The organism is Pseudomonas sp. BNK-45 (genome assembly GCF_047456255.1).
Taxonomy (GTDB): Bacteria; Pseudomonadota; Gammaproteobacteria; order Pseudomonadales; family Pseudomonadaceae; genus Aquipseudomonas.
This window is the reverse complement of sequence record NZ_CP179909.1, coordinates 5,140,018-5,155,970: the sequence shown is the minus strand read 5'-3', so window position 1 is coordinate 5,155,970 and position 15,953 is coordinate 5,140,018. Positions and strand designations below refer to the sequence as shown.

14 protein-coding genes are annotated in these 15,953 nt (G+C 65.6%); 11 read left to right on the top strand and 3 right to left on the bottom strand.

The window, feature by feature from the left end; translation table 11 throughout:
- Positions 1 to 57 precede the first annotated feature (57 nt).
- Positions 58 to 672, bottom strand: a complete 615-nt coding sequence (locus ACMGG8_RS23190; protein ID WP_060843152.1) for a LysE family translocator — start codon at positions 670 to 672, stop codon at positions 58 to 60.
- Between the two features lie 435 nt (positions 673 to 1,107).
- On the opposite strand from ACMGG8_RS23190, the gene ACMGG8_RS23185 reads away from it, so the two are divergent.
- Both ACMGG8_RS23185 and ACMGG8_RS23180 read left to right on the top strand, forming a co-directional pair.
- Complete coding sequence (locus tag ACMGG8_RS23185; RefSeq protein WP_414158508.1) at positions 1,108 to 2,199, top strand: DUF1615 domain-containing protein; 1,092 nt, start codon at positions 1,108 to 1,110, stop codon at positions 2,197 to 2,199.
- A 485-nt stretch (positions 2,200 to 2,684) separates the two neighbouring features.
- Entirely contained in the window at positions 2,685 to 3,278 is a 594-nt protein-coding gene (locus ACMGG8_RS23180) for an ATP phosphoribosyltransferase regulatory subunit (RefSeq protein WP_414159974.1), read from the top strand.
- A gap of 154 nt (positions 3,279 to 3,432) precedes the next feature.
- Here ACMGG8_RS23180 and ACMGG8_RS23175 read toward each other — a convergent pair whose 3' ends face one another.
- The gene (locus ACMGG8_RS23175) at positions 3,433 to 4,230 is read right to left on the bottom strand and encodes a DUF4349 domain-containing protein (RefSeq protein ID WP_414158507.1); all 798 of its coding nucleotides are present in this window, start codon (positions 4,228 to 4,230) and stop codon (positions 3,433 to 3,435) included.
- Positions 4,231 to 4,426: 196 nt separating this feature from the next.
- On the opposite strand from ACMGG8_RS23175, the gene ACMGG8_RS23170 reads away from it, so the two are divergent.
- Entirely contained in the window at positions 4,427 to 4,846 is a 420-nt protein-coding gene (locus tag ACMGG8_RS23170) for a PaaI family thioesterase (protein WP_060843155.1), read from the top strand.
- 124 nt (positions 4,847 to 4,970) lie between these two features.
- Here the strand turns inward: ACMGG8_RS23170 and rtcR are convergent, their stop codons facing one another.
- On the bottom strand, positions 4,971 to 6,563 hold the full coding sequence (gene rtcR, locus ACMGG8_RS23165; protein ID WP_414158506.1) for an RNA repair transcriptional activator RtcR: 1,593 nt from the start codon (positions 6,561 to 6,563) through the stop codon (positions 4,971 to 4,973).
- 204 nt (positions 6,564 to 6,767) lie between these two features.
- Here rtcR and ACMGG8_RS23160 point away from each other — a divergent pair, with 204 nt between their 5' ends.
- The 8 genes from ACMGG8_RS23160 to ACMGG8_RS23125 all read left to right on the top strand — a co-directional run bounded on the left by ACMGG8_RS23160 (position 6,768) and on the right by ACMGG8_RS23125 (position 15,930).
- Entirely contained in the window at positions 6,768 to 8,318 is a 1,551-nt protein-coding gene (locus ACMGG8_RS23160) for an RNA-binding protein (RefSeq protein ID WP_115582103.1), read from the top strand.
- Positions 8,319 to 9,082: 764 nt separating this feature from the next.
- Complete coding sequence (locus ACMGG8_RS23155; protein ID WP_414158505.1) at positions 9,083 to 10,309, top strand: RtcB family protein; 1,227 nt, start codon at positions 9,083 to 9,085, stop codon at positions 10,307 to 10,309.
- A gap of 4 nt (positions 10,310 to 10,313) precedes the next feature.
- Positions 10,314 to 11,657: a PBS lyase gene (locus tag ACMGG8_RS23150; protein ID WP_414158504.1), complete on the top strand. Its 1,344-nt coding sequence runs from the start codon at positions 10,314 to 10,316 to the stop codon at positions 11,655 to 11,657.
- Positions 11,658 to 11,675: 18 nt separating this feature from the next.
- Positions 11,676 to 12,320, top strand: a complete 645-nt coding sequence (locus ACMGG8_RS23145; RefSeq protein WP_414158503.1) for a hypothetical protein — start codon at positions 11,676 to 11,678, stop codon at positions 12,318 to 12,320.
- 16 nt (positions 12,321 to 12,336) lie between these two features.
- Complete coding sequence (locus ACMGG8_RS23140) at positions 12,337 to 13,125, top strand: nucleotidyltransferase domain-containing protein (protein ID WP_060843160.1); 789 nt, start codon at positions 12,337 to 12,339, stop codon at positions 13,123 to 13,125.
- Positions 13,126 to 13,133: 8 nt separating this feature from the next.
- Positions 13,134 to 14,180: an RNA 3'-terminal phosphate cyclase gene (gene rtcA / locus ACMGG8_RS23135; protein ID WP_414158502.1), complete on the top strand. Its 1,047-nt coding sequence runs from the start codon at positions 13,134 to 13,136 to the stop codon at positions 14,178 to 14,180.
- 173 nt (positions 14,181 to 14,353) lie between these two features.
- Positions 14,354 to 15,466, top strand: coding sequence for a M50 family metallopeptidase (locus tag ACMGG8_RS23130; RefSeq protein WP_414158501.1), 1,113 nt, complete (start codon positions 14,354 to 14,356; stop codon positions 15,464 to 15,466).
- A 170-nt stretch (positions 15,467 to 15,636) separates the two neighbouring features.
- Positions 15,637 to 15,930, top strand: a complete 294-nt coding sequence (locus tag ACMGG8_RS23125) for a DUF3144 domain-containing protein (protein ID WP_060838634.1) — start codon at positions 15,637 to 15,639, stop codon at positions 15,928 to 15,930.
- The last annotated feature ends 23 nt before the right edge of the window (positions 15,931 to 15,953 follow it).

Sequence of the window (15,953 nt, the reverse complement as noted above, 5' to 3'; positions counted from 1 at the left end):
GCCCTCGCTAAGAGATCAACGTTATGCATCGGACTGCGGACGGCGCCTGCCGCGGGGTCAACGCTGGGCGAAGGCCAGGTTCAGGCCCAGCCCCGCGAAGCTTGCGGCAAAGCTGCGGCGCAACCAGTTCTGGACTTTGGGCGACTCGATCACCGCGGTACGGAACAGATTGGCCAGCAGCCCGTAGAGCACGAACACGAAGAAGGTCATGGCCATGAACACGCCGCTCAGGAGCAGCATCTGCGGGATCGGCTCGCTGCCGTCATGGGCGATGAACTGGGGCAGGAAGGCCAGGAAGAAAATGGTCAGCTTGGGGTTGAGGATGTTCAGCAGGCAGGCCTTGAGCATCAGCGCGCCGGCGCCGTGGCTCACCGCCTTGCTGTCCACCGCAAAGGCCGAGCGATCACGCCAGGTGGCGTAGGCCAAGTACAGCAGATAGGCGACCCCGGCGAACTTCAGGCCCTGGAAGGCCAGGGCGCTGGTGTGCAGGATCGCCGACAGGCCGAGGATCGAGGCCAGCAGGTGCGGGACGATCCCGGCGGTGCAGCCGATGGCGGTGAACAGGCTGGCGCGCTTGCCGGCCACCAGGGCGGTGGAAATGGTCAGGATCACGCCGCTGCCGGGAATCAGCACGACAATCAGGCTCGTAAGCAGAAAATCCAGGGTCAACATCCGGGTGTCACTCCATTGAGGGCGGGGTCATCAAAGTACACCCAGCCACATCGCCAATAGAAGGATTTTAGCCTGTAGCCGCTGCTGAGCCTGCGAAGCTGCGCGAAGGTCCGCAGGACCTTGCCTGGCGAACTCCCGTCGATCGCGCAGAGGCCTCAGGGTCCGCAGCCTTTCGCAGCCTGCGGCAGCGGTGACACAAATCCCGGATCGGCATTGGCCGTAGCCGCTGCTGAGCCTGCGAAGCTGCGTTAAGGTCCGCAGGACCTTGCCTGGCGATTTCCCGTCGATCACGCAGAGGCCTCAGGGTCCGCAGCCTTTCGCAGCCTGCGGCAGCGGCTACAGGGCGTGGCGGGAACAGCGCTCGCATTCTTTGGTCGAACGCCCCAGCCGCTGCTTTACTTGCACGGCCCTCGTCCAGCCATCTTGCGGAGTCCCATGATTTCCTCTCGTCTTCTCAGTTGCTGCCTGGGCCTGTCGCTGCTGGCCGGTTGCGCCAGCCCACGTGGCCCCCAGGCACCGACGCTGACCCCGGAGCAGACCCAGGCGCGGATCCTGCGCCTGCTGCCGGCCCAGGTCGGCGACCGCCAGGGCTGGGCCCGGGACATCCAGGTGGCCTTCAGCGCCCAGGGGTTGGAACCGAGCCCGAGCAACCTGTGCGCGGTGCTGGCGGTGACCGAGCAGGAATCGACCTTCCAGGTCGACCCGACGGTGCCGGGCCTGGGGCGCATTGCCCGGGAGGAAATCGACCGCCGCGCGGCCAAGGTGCATGTGCCGGCGTTGCTGGTCAGCGCCGCCCTGCAAGTGCGCGGCGCGGACGGCCAGTCCTACAGCCAGCGCCTGGCCCGGGCCCGCAGCGAGAAGGAGCTGAGCGCGATCTTCGACGACTTCATCGGCCAGGTGCCCCTGGGCCAGACCCTGTTCGGCCGTTTCAACCCGGTGCACACCGGCGGGCCGATGCAGGTCAGCATCGAGTTTGCCCAGCAGCATGCCCAGGGCTATCCCTACCCGGTGCAGGGCACCATTCGCCATGAAGTCTTCAGTCGCCGTGGCGGCCTGTACTTCGGCATCGCCCACCTTTTGGGCTACCCGGTGGACTACCCGCAACCGCTGTACCGCTTCGCCGACTTCAACGCCGGCTGGTACGCCAGCCGCAACGCTGCCTTCCAGGCTGCGGTCAGCCGCCTCAGCGGGATCAAGTTGGCCCTGGACGGCGACCTGATCCGTTACGACTCGCTCCTGCCCGGCAGTACCGAACTGGCGGTGCGCACCCTGGGCAAGCAACTGGGGCTGCGTAACCCGCAGATCCGTGAGCAGCTGGAACAGGGCGACCGCCAGGACTTCGCCCAGACCGAGCTGTACCGCCAGGTGTTTGCCCTGGCCGATCGAGCCGCCGGCCGGCCCGTGCCACGCCAGCAGTTGCCGGGCATCGAACTCAAGAGCCCGAAGATCACCCGCCAGCTGACCACCGCCTGGTTCGCCAAGCGCGTGGATGAACGCTACCAGCGCTGCCTGAAAAGGCCGCTGTAACCCCAAGGGCCTGCCCGTTGTAGGAACTGGCTTGCCAGCGAAGGCGTCCGTCAGGGCGATGCAAGGCTTGCGGTCCTGTTCGCCGGCCAGCCGGCTCCTACGGTTGGGCGCTGAGATGTTCCTGCCTGCCGTAGGCGCTGGCTTGCCAGCGAAGACGCCCTTGAGAGCGCAGCAGGACTCACGGGCCTCTTCGTCGGCGAGTGCCGGATGATTGGGCGGCTTGTCAGGCACTTGGGTCGCGTGGCAGGATGCGCCATGAATTTTTTCCGCCTCGACTCCCGCCTGCATCACCATCGACCTCAGCTTCGGGGCCGTGGTCGCGTGTGCGCGTCGAGCGGTCAGTCATCCAGACACTGCGATCACTGACCAACGATGAAAAAAACCAAAGGCGCCCGACAAGGCGCCTTTTTTATTGCCTGTCAAAAACCAAGAGGAAACACCCATGACCATGCTCCGTGGCACTCGAATGATCACCGGCCCGCAAGCTGCCGCCCTACGCACCCTGGAGGAGCGCTTCCGGAGCTGGCTTCATCGAAGCGGGTGCTGAAGAAGTCATAGTCCCGGCGCTGTGGGGCCAGGACACCTTTATCGAAAAGGCCGGCGGCAGTGAAGTCATCGGCCAGATGTGGGCCTTCAACGACAAGGCCGGACGGCCGTGCTGCCTGATTCCGGAAGCCACTGCACTGTTCCAGGAAACCGCCCGCGAGCTGTTGGCAGGACGGGAGCAGGCGATCTTTTTCTACGTCGCTCGCTGTTATCGCTATGAACGGCCGCAAGCCGGGCGGTATCGAGAATTCACCCAGTTGGGCCTGGAGATACTGGGGCCCAAACCCTTGCAGGCGCTGGAGCGCGCGCGGGAACTGTGCGTTGGCTTTCTGGATGCCCTGGGCCTGGAGTACGAGCTCAACCTCGGGGTCAAGCGCGGCCTGACCTACTACCTCAATGGCGAAGGTTTCGAGGTGCGTTGCCCGCAGTTGGGTGCGCAACAGCAAGTGGTAGGTGCCGGCGCCTACCGCGAAGGTGCCGGATTCGGCATCGGCCTGGAGCGCCTGCAACTGGCGCTGCAACCCCAGTCGTAGGCGCTGGCTGGCCAGCGAAGGCACCGTTGGGAGCGCTGTAGGATTCGTCGGCCTCTTTGCCGGAGAGCCTGCTCCTACGGGGCCTTACGCGGTGTGTGGGCTAACCGTAGGAGCTGGCTTGCCAGCGAAGGCGCCCGCAAGGGTGCCGCAAAACTCAGGGGCGGCGACGCACGAACTTGCGCCACAGCCAGACCCACAGCAGTGCCAGCGGGAAGGCCAGGATCACGAAGGGCAGGGCCTGGCTGCCTTTCTCCAGGGCTGCGGCAGTGCCCTCGGCCAGGTTGTCCGGCAGGTCGCGCAGGGCGCGCTTGAGGCTTGAACCGCGTTCTGCGCCGTCACTGGGCAGGAAGTTCAAGGTCAGGCGGTTGGTGTCCAGGCGACGCTGGTGTCCGGCAGCTGTCTGGGCCAGCGCTTGCAGGTCATTCTCGATGCCTGCCTGCTCCTTGCTCAGGGCGATCAGGTCGCTGACGGTGATGTCCTTGCGCGCCGCCAGTTCATCCAGGCGCTGTTGCTGGGCCTTGAGTCGCTGTTGCTGGCGTTGCACATCGGCCACGGCGTCGGCCAGGTCTTCGGCGCTGGTGACCCGCTCGCCCAGTTCGGCCCCTTCGGACGCCTGCTTGACGATGGGTTCGACACCGTCCGGGGCGATTCGCAACACCACCCGAGCGCGGTACTTGCTCTGCTCCAGAAGCAGGATGTTGCAGGCGCCGAACTGGGCCTTTTCGCAGGACTCGCGGGTTTGTTCCAGGTGCGGGCCGATCTGTTCGGCGGGCAGGGACAGGGTCAGTTCGTGCTCGTAGGCCAGCAGGGCGCCAGCCTTGCCCTGGGCGCCGCCGAGGGCCACCGCGGAGCTGTTGTGATCACTGGGGGAACAGGCACTGAGGGCCAGGGCGCCGAAGAGGGCAAAGGCCAGTCGACGGCGGATGGCAGGGTGATCGTCCTGATGTTGCATGGAGGCTCCTTGAGTACTTGAAACTGCGGCTAGGGCGCAGGCGCGCATCTTACCGCTGTTCCCGGGATCACCACGATCGCGGCGCAACTTATTTTCATCCATTTGCCTGGCTGATGCTCATGGGCACCTTGGTCAATCAGGGCTACACCTGTCGCCCTGTGCAACCCTCGTTACCCAGCGGTTCAAGGAGAACCTCATGAGCGAATCGGACATCCCCCCGGGCTTCAGTCCCTGGCCTCGCAGCAGCCCGCTGCTGGAGCTGATCGGCCCGGTCTATGGGCGTGGCAGTGGCCGTGAACTGTGCCTCGGCCTGCGCGCCGACACCCGCCATGCCAACGGCCGGGGCACGGTGCATGGCGGCATCATCGCCACCCTGGCGGACATCGGCATGGGCTACGCCATGGCGTTCTCCAGCGAGCCGCCGTTGCCGCTGATCACCGCCAGCATGACCCTCGACTACCTGGGGGCGGTGCAGGTCGGGGAATGGATCGAGGTGCGCCTGGAGCATGCCAAACGCGGCCGGCAGATGGCCTTTGCCACCGTGGTGCTGCGAGTCGGCGAGCGTGAAGTGGCCCGGGCCAGTGGCGTCTTCGCCGTCCCAACCGCAGCCCTGTAGCCGCTGCTGAGCTTGCGAAGCTGCGTAAAGGTCCGCAGGACCTTGCTTGGCGATCTCCCGTCGGAGCTCTGTCGGTCTTGAGAGCGCCGCGTCCCTACGGGCCGTGCGCAGCCTGCGGCAGCGGCTACAGCTGCTTCCAGTCCAGGCCGAAGCGCGCCAGGTATTTGCGCAGGCGGTCGGCGTCGTTGGGGTTGGCCTTGCCCTGGCGAGATACGCCGAACAGCCGGCGCCCGGCGTCCGAGAGGCTGTCGGCGCGGCGGCATTCGGCAATCACCGCCTTGAGTTGCAGGCGGTCGAACAGGTCCAGCTCTACCTCGTCGCCCAACAGTTGCTGCAGTTCATCCTCGGCATTTTCCAGGCCCCAGGCGTGGCGCAGGCGCTGGATTTCCTCCTCGACCTGGGCCTGGTCGATGCGCCCGCTGTCGGCCAGGGTGGCCATGCGGGTGATGGACGCCGACAGCTCGCGGAAGTTGCCCAGCCACGCCGCTTCGCTGGAGCTGGCGAAGGCCAGGTAGCGGCGCCGCGCCTCCAGGTTGAAACGCACCAGTTGCCCTTGCTCCCGGGCGTGGCGTTCCAGTTCGAAGTCGATGTTCGGCTCGATGTCTTCGCGGCGCCCGGCCAGCCCCGGCAGGTTGAAGGTCCAGAGGTTGATCCGCGCATACAGGTCTTCGCGGAACAGGCCCTGGGCCACCCGGTCGCGCAGGTCGCGGTGGGTGCCGGCGATGATCAGGAAGTCGCTCTGCACCTCCTGGTCCGCGCCCATGGGGAAGAAGCGTTTTTCCTCGATGGCCTTGAGCAGCATCGCTTGTTCGTCCAGCCCCAGCTCGCCGATTTCGTCGAGAAACAGCATGCCGCCATCGGCCGCCCGCAGCAGACCCTCCCGGGCGTTCTGGGCGCCGGTGAAGGCGCCCTTGATATGGCCGAACAACGCCGACATGGCACCGTCGCCGCGCAGGGTGGCGCAGTTGACCTCGACAAAGCGCCCCTGCACCTGATGCCGCCCACGCTTGAGTTCATAGATGCGCCGGGCCAGGAACGACTTGCCGGCACCGGTGGGGCCGATCAGCAGCATCGGTGCCTTGGAGCGCACCGCGACCCGTTCGATCTGCTCGATGGAGCGATTGAACGCCGGGTTGCGGGTGGCGATCCCGGACTTGAGGAAGGCCAGGCCTTCCAGGCGCCTGTGGGCAAAACGCGAGGCGATGCGGTCGTAGCGCGACAAGTCGAGGTCGATCAGCGCGTGGGTGCCGGTAGCGTGTTCGCTGGGGTCGCGGCGCCGGGCCGGCGAGGTCTGGATCAGTCGGGCAGGGAGGTAGCGCGCCTCGGTCAGCAGGAACCAGCAGATCTGCGCCACGTGGGTGCCAGTGGTGATGTGCACCAGGTAGTCCTCGCGCTCGGTGTCGAACGGGTAGGCGCTGGTGAAGTCGTGCAGGGCGGCGTAGACCTCCTCGAAGTCCCAGGGGTTGTTCAGGCCCATGGGGTGCAGGCGCACTTCGGTTTCCGGCGACACCTGGCGCACGTCGTTGGCCACCCGTTCGGCCAGGCTGACATCCCGGGCGTCCAGGCCGTGGATCAGTTCCAGGCGCTGGATCAGCACGTCCTGCTGCTGGCACAGGCCGACCGTGGGCCGCCAATGGCTCCAGCGATTGGCGCCCTTGCCGACGCGATCGAGGGTGGAACCGATAAAACCGATGGCGACCGTGGGCTTGCTCGACATGTTTATACCTGAAGATAAAAAGCGATAGGCAAAGATATAAAAATATCGAGGCGTTTGTCTTGTTGAATGCTAAGTGAAAAAGTGAATAAAAATAAAATCCTTATAAATCAATGGCTTGAAAGATAATTTTCCGGAAAAACAAAACCTGGCACAGCGGCTGCAATGTATCTGGCAACGAACGAGACAACAGAGCGAGACGCCGAGATGGCCAACTTCCAGCTGTTCAACACCCAACAGGCAAAAGCGCCAGCGAGCACCACCCTGAACGCTTCCAAGGCACCGGCCTATGCCTACAACGCCAAGCATCGCCTGGCCCAGCTGGCGGTCACCGGTTGCCTGAACTCGACCTTCTACACCTCGCCTGAAGGCCAGCTGGACGCGGTGCTGCAACTGGTGAGCGAGCTGGACAGCCGCTTCGTCGCCCAGGCCGCCCGTTACGCTCGGCAGCAAGGCCATATGAAAGACATGCCGGCGCTGCTGCTGGCGGCGCTGACCGCACAACGCTCGGCCCTGGTGCCGGAGCTGTTCGCCCAGGTGGTGGACAACGGCAAGATGCTGCGCAACTTCGTGCAGATCCTGCGCAGCGGCGTGACCGGGCGCAAATCCCTGGGGTCGCAGCCCAAGCGCCTGGTGCAGAACTGGTTGAACACGGCCAGCGAGCGTCAGCTGTTGCAGGCTTCGATCGGCACCAAGCCGTCCCTGGCGGACGTGCTGAAGATGGTTCACCCCAAGCCAAGCGATGCCTGGCGCGAAGCCTTCTTTGCCTGGGTGATCGGCAAGCCGGTGGATGTGCAGGCGTTGCCTGAGCTGACCCGCGACCTGCTGGCGTTTCGCAGCGGGGCGACACAGGAAGTGCCGCAGGTGCCGTTCCAGTTGCTCGGCAACGAGACACTGAGCGCCGGACAATGGGCGGCACAGGCCCGCAACATGGGCTGGCAGGGGCTGCGCATGAACCTCAACACCCTGGCGCGCCACGGCGCGTTCCAGGTGCCGGGTTGCACCGAGTACGTGGCGGCGCGGCTGGCGGATGCGGGGGAGGTGGCCAAGGCACGGGTCTACCCGTACCAGTTGCTGGCGGCCTACCGCATGGCCGGCGAGGACGTGCCGCAAGCGGTCCGCGAGGCGCTGCAGGATGCCCTGGAGCTGTCCCTGGCCAACGTGCCGGCGCTGGCGGGCCACGTGGTGGTCTGCCCGGATGTCTCGGGCTCGATGCACAGCCCGGTCACCGGCTATCGCCAGGGCGCCACCACGGCGGTGCGTTGCATCGATGTGGCGGCCCTGGTGGCGGCGGCGGTGTTGCGCAAGCAGCCGGCGGCGCGGGTCATGCCGTTCGAGCGGGGTGTGGTGAACATCCACCTCAACCCGCGGGACAGCGTGATGAGCAATGCGCAGAAGCTGGCCAACATCGGCGGAGGCGGGACCAACTGCTCGGCGCCCCTGGCTCAACTGGCCAACGCCAAGAGCCGCGTGGACACCCTGATCCTGGTCTCGGACAACGAGTCGTGGATCGATGCGCGGCGCCACGGCGCCACGGAAACGATGCGCCAGTGGGAGCGGATCCGGGCCATCAACCCGCAGGCGAAGCTGGTGTGCATCGACATGCAACCCGGCGCCACGACCCAGGCGCCAGACCGCGAGGACATCCTCAACGTCGGCGGCTTCAGTGATGCGGTGTTCGATGTGATCGAGCAGTTCACTGCGGGCAACTACGGTGCGCAGCACTGGGTCAAGGCAATCGAGGCGATGCCGCTCTGATCGCCGGAACATGAGATAAACCGTGCGCCGGCCAGCCGGCGCACACCACAGATTTTTTGATCATTGGCCCTGAATGCCGCTGTGACTACATCCAAAGGCGTCTCAGCAACTTTTGTCAGGGCCGGTGAGGGCACGAATGCCAGTGGCTGTACATCCTGGTTAAGCCGGTTCGAATCCGGCCATCAGTCACTACGTTTGTCGTGCCACCTTTTTTGCAGTTTTTGCGACGAATGCTGATGGAACTACATCCCAGGTTCGGGATGCGGGTTCGATTCCCGCCGGTGCTGGAAAACGGCGCCGTGGTTCAATGGTCAGAACACGAACGCATTGTTCCATCGACTCTTGTCGTCGCATCTTTTTTCCCGCCTCGGCGGGATGGCAGCGAATGCCACGGGTACTACATTTTGTCGCGGGTTCGAACCCCGCCAGCCGCAAGGCTGTAGCTCAGTCGGTAGAGCAAATGTGCCTGTTCCCTTGTCGCTGCCCGCAGGCCCGGCCTGCACCGATTGACCCGGCGAATGCCGGTGGAACTACAGGACAGCGAGGTCGCGGGTTCGAGTCCCGTTCACCGCAAGGTGCTAGCTCAGAGGCAGAGCGCGCTGCATGTTCCACCTTCACTTGTCGCCGTCTGTACCGAACACCGCAATTCCGTAGGAGCTGGCTTGCCAGCCAAGAGACCCTTGAGATCGTCTTCTGCGCCCCGGCTCCTACACACCCTAATGATCAAGGCCGAATCAGCGGCCACAGGAAAAAGAGTCAACGACATGGAACACAAAACCTACCAACTGCTGGAAGTGGCCAACGGCAAGCCGATCAAGATGTGGACCCAGGGCGTGCCCGTGGAAAACGAAGCCCGCCAGCAATTGATGAACACCGCGAAGATGCCGTTCATCTTCAAGCACCTGGCGGTGATGCCCGACGTGCACCTGGGTAAGGGGTCGACCATCGGTAGCGTGATCCCCACCGTAGGCGCGATCATCCCGGCCGCGGTCGGGGTGGATATCGGTTGCGGAATGATCGCCGCCCGTACTTCGCTGACCGCCTCGGACCTGCCGGATAACCTGGGCGGATTGCGCAGCGCCATCGAGGCGGCGGTGCCTCACGGTCGTACCTCGCCCCGTAGCGGTCGCGATAAAGGCGCCTGGGGCGATGTGCCGCAGCAGACTGACCAGGCATGGGCTGCGCTGCATCCGCGCTTCAAGGCGATCACCGATAAGTACCCGGCCCTGGCCAACAGCAACAACCGCCAGCACCTGGGAACCCTCGGCGGCGGTAACCACTTCATCGAGGTCTGCCTGGATGAGGCCAACCGGGTCTGGTTCATGCTGCACAGCGGTTCCCGTGGCGTAGGTAACGCCATCGGCAACCTGTTCATTCATCTGGCACAGGCCGATATGCGTCAACATATCGCCAACCTGCCGGACCGTGACCTGGCCTACTTCGAGGAAGGCAGCCAACACTTCGACGATTACGTGGAAGCCGTGGCCTGGGCCCAGGATTTCGCCCGGCAGAACCGTGAGCTGATGATGCAACTGGTGATCCAGGCCACCCGCAAGGTGATCAGCAAGCCCTTCGAAGTGGCGCTGGAGGCCGTCAACTGTCACCACAACTACGTGCAGAAGGAGCGCCACTTCGGTGAGGAGGTGCTGGTGACCCGCAAGGGCGCGGTGTCGGCGAAGAAGGGCGAGCTGGGGATCATTCCGGGTTCGATGGGGGCCAAGAGCTTCATCGTTCGCGGGCTGGGTAACGAGGAGGCGTTCTGCTCCTGCAGCCACGGCGCGGGGCGTACCATGAGCCGCACCAAGGCCAAGAACACCTTCACCCTGGCCGACCAGATCCGCGCGACCGCCCATGTGGAGTGCCGTAAGGACGAAGCGGTGATCGACGAAATCCCGATGGCCTACAAGGACATCGACCAAGTGATGCACGCCCAGCGCGAGCTGGTGGAAGTGCTGCACACCCTGCGTCAGGTGGTGTGCGTTAAGGGGTAGAACAATGGACGACATGGACGCCTTGATAGCGGCGCCGCCCGGCTGGCATTACCAGCTGAGCGACTACGAAGCCCGCCGCGTGCGGGAGGTGATGGACGAATTGGATCGGCACAGCGCCTGGCTGGAACTGAGCCGCTTCGGCAACGGTTTCGTGCGTCAGGCGGCGGTGCGCCACCTGGCCGCGCTGCCTTCGGCCGAGGCCTTGGCGGCCTTGCTGGAGCGCCTCAACGATTGGGTGCCCCAGGTGCGCCTGGAGGCCGCCGCGGCGGTCGAAGGGTATCTGGCGCCAGAGCGCGCCGAGCTGCTGTTGCAGAGCCTCAAGCCGCTGTTGGCCCTGGCCGGCAAGCAACGCGCCGACCACGGCGCGACCCTGGAACGGGCGCGTTCGGTGTTGCAGTTGGCCCAGGTACGCGAAGAAGTTGAAGGCGCCTTTGGTGATTGCCGGGGCAAGGCCGCGCGCTTTGTCTTCGAGCTGTTGCTCGAAGGGGCGCAGGATCGGGCAGCGCTGCTGGCCCGGGCTTTGCGCCACAGCGAAGTCAGCGTGCGGCAGATGGCCGTGGATGCCTGCGCCGAGCTGCCCGCCGGGCAGGCCGTGCCCCTGCTGGAAGAGGTGATGCACAGCTGCGGTGCCAGTGTGCGGGTCAAGGCGCTGCGCTTGCTGCTGCCGTTGCTGGCCGATCCTCGCGAGTATCTGAGTCAGGCATTGCTGGACCCTTCGGGGGCCTTGCGTTGCCTGGCCCATTGGGCCGCGCCCCGTCATGGGCTGGACCCGCGCGAGGTATTGCTGCAACGGCTGCAACAGCCGGCACCACGGAACAAGCGCGCTTGGCTGGGGCTGTTGGGGCTGGTCAAGGAACTGCAGGAGCCCATGGCCGATGCCATGGTGCGCCAGGCCCTGGCGTCGCCGGCGCCGAGTGTGCGCCTGCAGGCCCTGCAGACCCTGGGCGAGCGTGGCATGGCCGAGCAACTGGCGGCCCTGGACGACGCCTCGGACAAGGTCTTCAACTGCGCCCTGGGCCTGTTGCACGAGCAACCCTGGGCGGTGTTCGACGAAGCCCTGGAACAGCGTCTGGACCAGCACTGGCACGACCTGCCGAAGGCGCGGCGCTGGGCCCTGCTGGCCCTCAAGCCGGGCTGGCGCCAGCTGGAGTACCTGCTGTGGCGCCTGGGGCAGGGCGGCAGCGACGCCGCCTATTGGCGCCAGACCCTGGCGCACTGGTGCGATAGCCGCTACGGGATGTTCGACCCGGTCACCCCCAAGCCGCTGCGCGAAGCCATGCTGCAGCGCTTGCAGGCCATGGAGGCAGCCGGTGAATTGCCCGCAGGTACAGCCCAGCGCCTGCTTTGAAGAATGGAGAGCGCCTTTATGCAACCGCGGCCACTGTTGACCCGAATAGAAGATGAACACTGCCGCGCGCTACGCCAGCAACTGAAGGAGGTGTACTGCGTCTTCGATTTTGTGCTGCTGGCGGTCGAGCCCGAGGCGGTGGTGGATCAAGCCCTGCATCGCCAGGGCTTGCAGCACCTCTACCAGCACTTGATGGCCGAACGCCGCGAGCGCTGGGAGCAACTGCGCCAGGATCCGCGCTACGCCGACGTCGGCCTGACGTCGATGCGCTGGGAGCAGGAGCGGGCGGTACCCGAGGCGCTCAGCCAAGAACAGGTCCGGCAGTTGGTCTGCGAAAACCTGGAGCAGCAGGACCTGGCCTTGTACCGGGCGTTTCGCCAGCCGCCATACGGGCTGCATTTCCCCGTCGGCGCCGAGCAGGCGCGGCAGGTGTACGGCCAATGGCTGGACCTGCTGGGGCTGGACCCCGAACAGCAGCCCCAGGTGATCAACTGGGTAGGCAACCTGGAGCTGGACTGTCAGGCGCCGGACATGGGCCCGCACCTGCAGCCCTGGAGTGACTATTTCGACGAAGGCCTGGAGTGGTGGGGCGTCTGGTGCCTGACGGTGTGGAACCCCGTGCGCCGGACCCTGAGTGTGCTGGCTGCCAGCGCCACCGATTGAACAAGGAAAAAGGATCATGGAACACCTGGAGCGTCATCCCCTGAGCAGCGCCATGCGCGAGCGGGTATTGGCCGAGCTGGCGCGGATCGAGCGCGAGCGCAATGTGCAGGTGCTGTACGCCTGCGAATCCGGCAGTCGGGCCTGGGGTTTTGCCTCCACCGACAGTGATTACGACGTGCGTTTCGTCTACGTGGAAAAGCCCGAATGGTTCATCCAGGTGGATGCCGGGCGCGATGTGATCGAGCGGCCCCTGGACGACGAGCTGGACATCAGCGGCTGGGAACTGCGCAAGACCCTCGGGCTGTTGCGCAAGTCCAACCCGACCCTGCTGGAATGGCTGGATTCACCCCTGGTGTATCGCAGCGAAGCGGCCGCCACCGCGCGCCTGCGGGAGCTGGCGGAGGCGTTCTACAGCCCGCCGGCGGCACGCAATCATTATCTGTCGATGGCCAAGAAGAACTTTCGCGGTTACCTGCAAGGCGACAGCGTGCGTTTCAAGAAGTACTTCTACGTACTGCGGCCCTTGCTCGCGGTGCGCTGGATCGATCAAGGCCGCGGCCGACCGCCGATGACCTTCGCCGACCTGCTGACCACGGTCGACCACCCACTGCTGCTGGATGAAGTGGCCGAGCTGCTGGCCTTGAAACGCAGCGCCGAGGAGTCCGCCTACGGGCCGCGACGCCCGGCACTGCACGCCTTTATCGCCGCCGAGCTGGAACGCCCGGTGCCGAAACTGGCGCGCACCCATGAAGACAATGCGTTGCTGGACGCCTACCTGCGGGAAACGGTCCGGCACTACGCCTGAGGAATGAAATGAAACAGGAAGTCATCGAACTGGACGGCGCCATCGGCGGCGGCCAGGTACTGCGCAGCGCCTTGAGCTTGTCGATGCTCAGCGGCAAGACCCTGCGTATCCATAATATTCGTGCCCGGCGCAGCCGCCCGGGGCTGCTGCGTCAGCACCTGACGGCGGTGCAGGCGGCGGCCCAGGTGTGCGGCGCCAAGACCTCGGGGGTCGAACTCGGCTCCCAGGCCCTGACCTTCGAGCCGGGGCCGATCCGTGGCGGCGACTACCGCTTCGCCATCGGCACCGCCGGCAGTTGCACCCTGGTGCTGCAGACCCTGCTGCCGGCCTTGTTGTACGCGCCGCAGCCCAGCCGCGTGAGCATCAGTGGCGGCACCCACAACCCCCTGGCGCCACCGGTGGATTTTCTCCAGCAGGCCTGGCTGCCGTTACTGCGACGCATGGGCGGGCGGGTCGAGCTGCAACTGCTGCGCCACGGTTTTGTCCCGGCCGGCGGTGGTGAGCTGGAGGCCTTTGTCCAGCCTTCGGTGCTGCAGCCCCTGCACCTGGAGGCGCGTGGCGCACTGCTGGGGAGTCGGGCCTGGGCGCTGAGCGCGGGCCTGCCCGAGCATGTGGCGGAGCGCGAGTTGCGTCGGGTGCACAATCGCCTGGAACTGCCACGGGAGCACCTCACCCCGGTGCAGCTGGATGAACAATACGGCCCGGGCAATGTGCTGTTGCTGGAGTACGCCTTTGAACACCTGACCGAGCTGTTTTGCGGCTTCGGTCAGAACAGCCTGAGGGCGGAGAAGGTCGCTGACCTTGCCATCGATCAGGCCCGGGACTGGCTGGATTCCGGCGCCGCGGTGGCCGAGCACCTGGCCGATCAACTGTTGCTGCCCATGGCCCTGGCCGGCGGCGGCAGTTTCACCACGCCGCGCATGACCGAGCACCTGGAAAGCAACATCCGCGTGATCGAGGCGTTCCTGCCGGTGCGCATCCAGGCGCAGGCGGGCAATGCGCAGGCGCTGCGGGTCGAGTGTCTGGCCCGCCACGGCAATGAGTCCGCCACCTGATCGCTATCGGGGCCGGCATTGCCCGGCGCCCCTCATCCCTCAGGAGCCGGCTTGCCCGTGGAAGCAGCCCTGACATCGCCGCAGGACTCAAGGGCTGCTTCGCCGGCAAACCGTCTCCCGCGGGGGGCGGCGTCGCCGGATAATGCCCGGCTTCACGTTCGGAGAAGTACGCAATGGATCGCAACAGCTGGCTCAAGGCCTTGAACAAACTGCTGACGCTGGTGCAGCACGTGGTGGTGCTCGGCGGCTTTTTTCTCGCCGCGCTGTTACTGGGGTTCACCATCAAGTCCGAGTGGCAGCCCTTTCTGGCGGTCTTCCTGGCCTCGCTGCTGATGATCATCGGCGTGATGGTGCATGAAGGCGGGCACTACCTGGGAGCCCGCTGCTGCGGGATGCCGGTGTTGCAGGCGCGGATCGCCGCGGTGGAGGTGCAGGTGTTGCGCCGCGGCTGGCGCCTGCGCTGGTCGCCGCAGCTCAAGCGCAATCGCCTGGGGGGCTATGTGATGGCGGCGAGCAACCTGCAACGGCCGTTGCGTCGGCAATGGATGCTGATGGCCCTCGGCGGGCCGCTGCTGAATCTGCTGGTGGCGGGCATGGCCCTGGCGCTCGGGCTGTACTGGCAAGGGGTGCCCGGGGCCCTGGCTCTGGCCTTTGCCATCATCAATCTGGTGCTGGGGGTGGGTAATCTGCTGCCGGCCTGGCAGGTATTGCCCAGCGACGGCATGTTGGCGCTGGGGTGGTACCTGCACCGCGACGATCAACGTCCGGAGCTGGCCCAGGCGCGCCTGCTGGCCCTGACCGTGGCCGGGGTGCCCAGCGCGCAACTGCCGGCCCGGGACCTCGACCTGCTGGCCCAGGACGCCATGCCCGGCCCTCTGGTTGCCTTCGGCTACCGGCTCAATGCAAGGCAGGACCAGGGCGACTGGTCCGGGGTTCTGCAGATGGAGCAGGAGCTGGACCAGCTGCTTGCCGCCCGGGCCGGGGAGTTGACCGGCATGAGCGGCCTGATCGAGCTGTTGCGTGGCGAGCTGGGTTTCAGCCGGGCCTACCTGCAGCGCGACGCCGGCCTGCTCAAGGGCCTGTCGATGAGTGCCGATGTCGACTGGTTTACGCCCTGGTTGCGGCCGCGCTGCCAGGCATTGGCGGCCATCCTTGCAGGTGATCATCGGCAGGGCGAGGCCTATGTGCAGCAAGCGCTGCAGGCGGCGGATAACTGCGTGGTGCGCTCCCAGGGGCGCAGCGAAGCCTTGCTGGCCGCACACCTGCGGGCCCTGGCGCAGCCGTAGCGCGCCGCTGCGCCGGGCGCAGTTCTTCGCAGCGCTTGTCCGGTGAGGCGCCCCGGAGACGAGGCCGGGCTCTTGGGCCTTGCCGGCGAGAGTGAAAGTCATCGGTATACGAGCGTAAAACTCTTATACTCCGGCGCCTTATTTTCCCTAGCCAGCAAGAGGAACGCCCCGTGGCCAACGAACCGGATCAGGATTTCTACAACCGCGCCGACGCCATCATCGAGTTGACCAACTCCCACATCGCCGACAGCAGCCGCGGCAAGGCCAGTGCGTCGCTGATGTATGCCAACGCGCGCTTCAGTGCCTGGGTCAGCGCCTGCGGTTGCCGCAATGCCGAGGAACTGACAGCGGCCAAGCAACAGGCAGTGGACTATTTCCTGGAGGAGTTCCGCCTGATGCTCGAAGAGAACCTCAACGATTACATCGAGAACTTCCCGCGCTACATGAGCGGCAAGCAGGACTGAAAGGTCGAGCGCCGTCGCTGAGT

What these genes read in the sequence shown, in the direction of transcription:
- ACMGG8_RS23190 (WP_060843152.1), bottom strand. Translation starts at nt 672, where the DNA reads ATGTTGACCCTGGATTTTCTGCTTACGAGCCTGATTGTCGTGCTGATT.
- ACMGG8_RS23185 (WP_414158508.1), top strand. Translation starts at nt 1,108, where the DNA reads ATGATTTCCTCTCGTCTTCTCAGTTGCTGCCTGGGCCTGTCGCTGCTG.
- ACMGG8_RS23175 (WP_414158507.1), bottom strand. Translation starts at nt 4,230, where the DNA reads ATGCAACATCAGGACGATCACCCTGCCATCCGCCGTCGACTGGCCTTT.
- ACMGG8_RS23170 (WP_060843155.1), top strand. Translation starts at nt 4,427, where the DNA reads ATGAGCGAATCGGACATCCCCCCGGGCTTCAGTCCCTGGCCTCGCAGC.
- rtcR (WP_414158506.1), bottom strand. Translation starts at nt 6,563, where the DNA reads ATGTCGAGCAAGCCCACGGTCGCCATCGGTTTTATCGGTTCCACCCTC.
- ACMGG8_RS23160 (WP_115582103.1), top strand. Translation starts at nt 6,768, where the DNA reads ATGGCCAACTTCCAGCTGTTCAACACCCAACAGGCAAAAGCGCCAGCG.
- ACMGG8_RS23155 (WP_414158505.1), top strand. Translation starts at nt 9,083, where the DNA reads ATGGAACACAAAACCTACCAACTGCTGGAAGTGGCCAACGGCAAGCCG.
- ACMGG8_RS23150 (WP_414158504.1), top strand. Translation starts at nt 10,314, where the DNA reads ATGGACGACATGGACGCCTTGATAGCGGCGCCGCCCGGCTGGCATTAC.
- ACMGG8_RS23145 (WP_414158503.1), top strand. Translation starts at nt 11,676, where the DNA reads ATGCAACCGCGGCCACTGTTGACCCGAATAGAAGATGAACACTGCCGC.
- ACMGG8_RS23140 (WP_060843160.1), top strand. Translation starts at nt 12,337, where the DNA reads ATGGAACACCTGGAGCGTCATCCCCTGAGCAGCGCCATGCGCGAGCGG.
- rtcA (WP_414158502.1), top strand. Translation starts at nt 13,134, where the DNA reads ATGAAACAGGAAGTCATCGAACTGGACGGCGCCATCGGCGGCGGCCAG.
- ACMGG8_RS23130 (WP_414158501.1), top strand. Translation starts at nt 14,354, where the DNA reads ATGGATCGCAACAGCTGGCTCAAGGCCTTGAACAAACTGCTGACGCTG.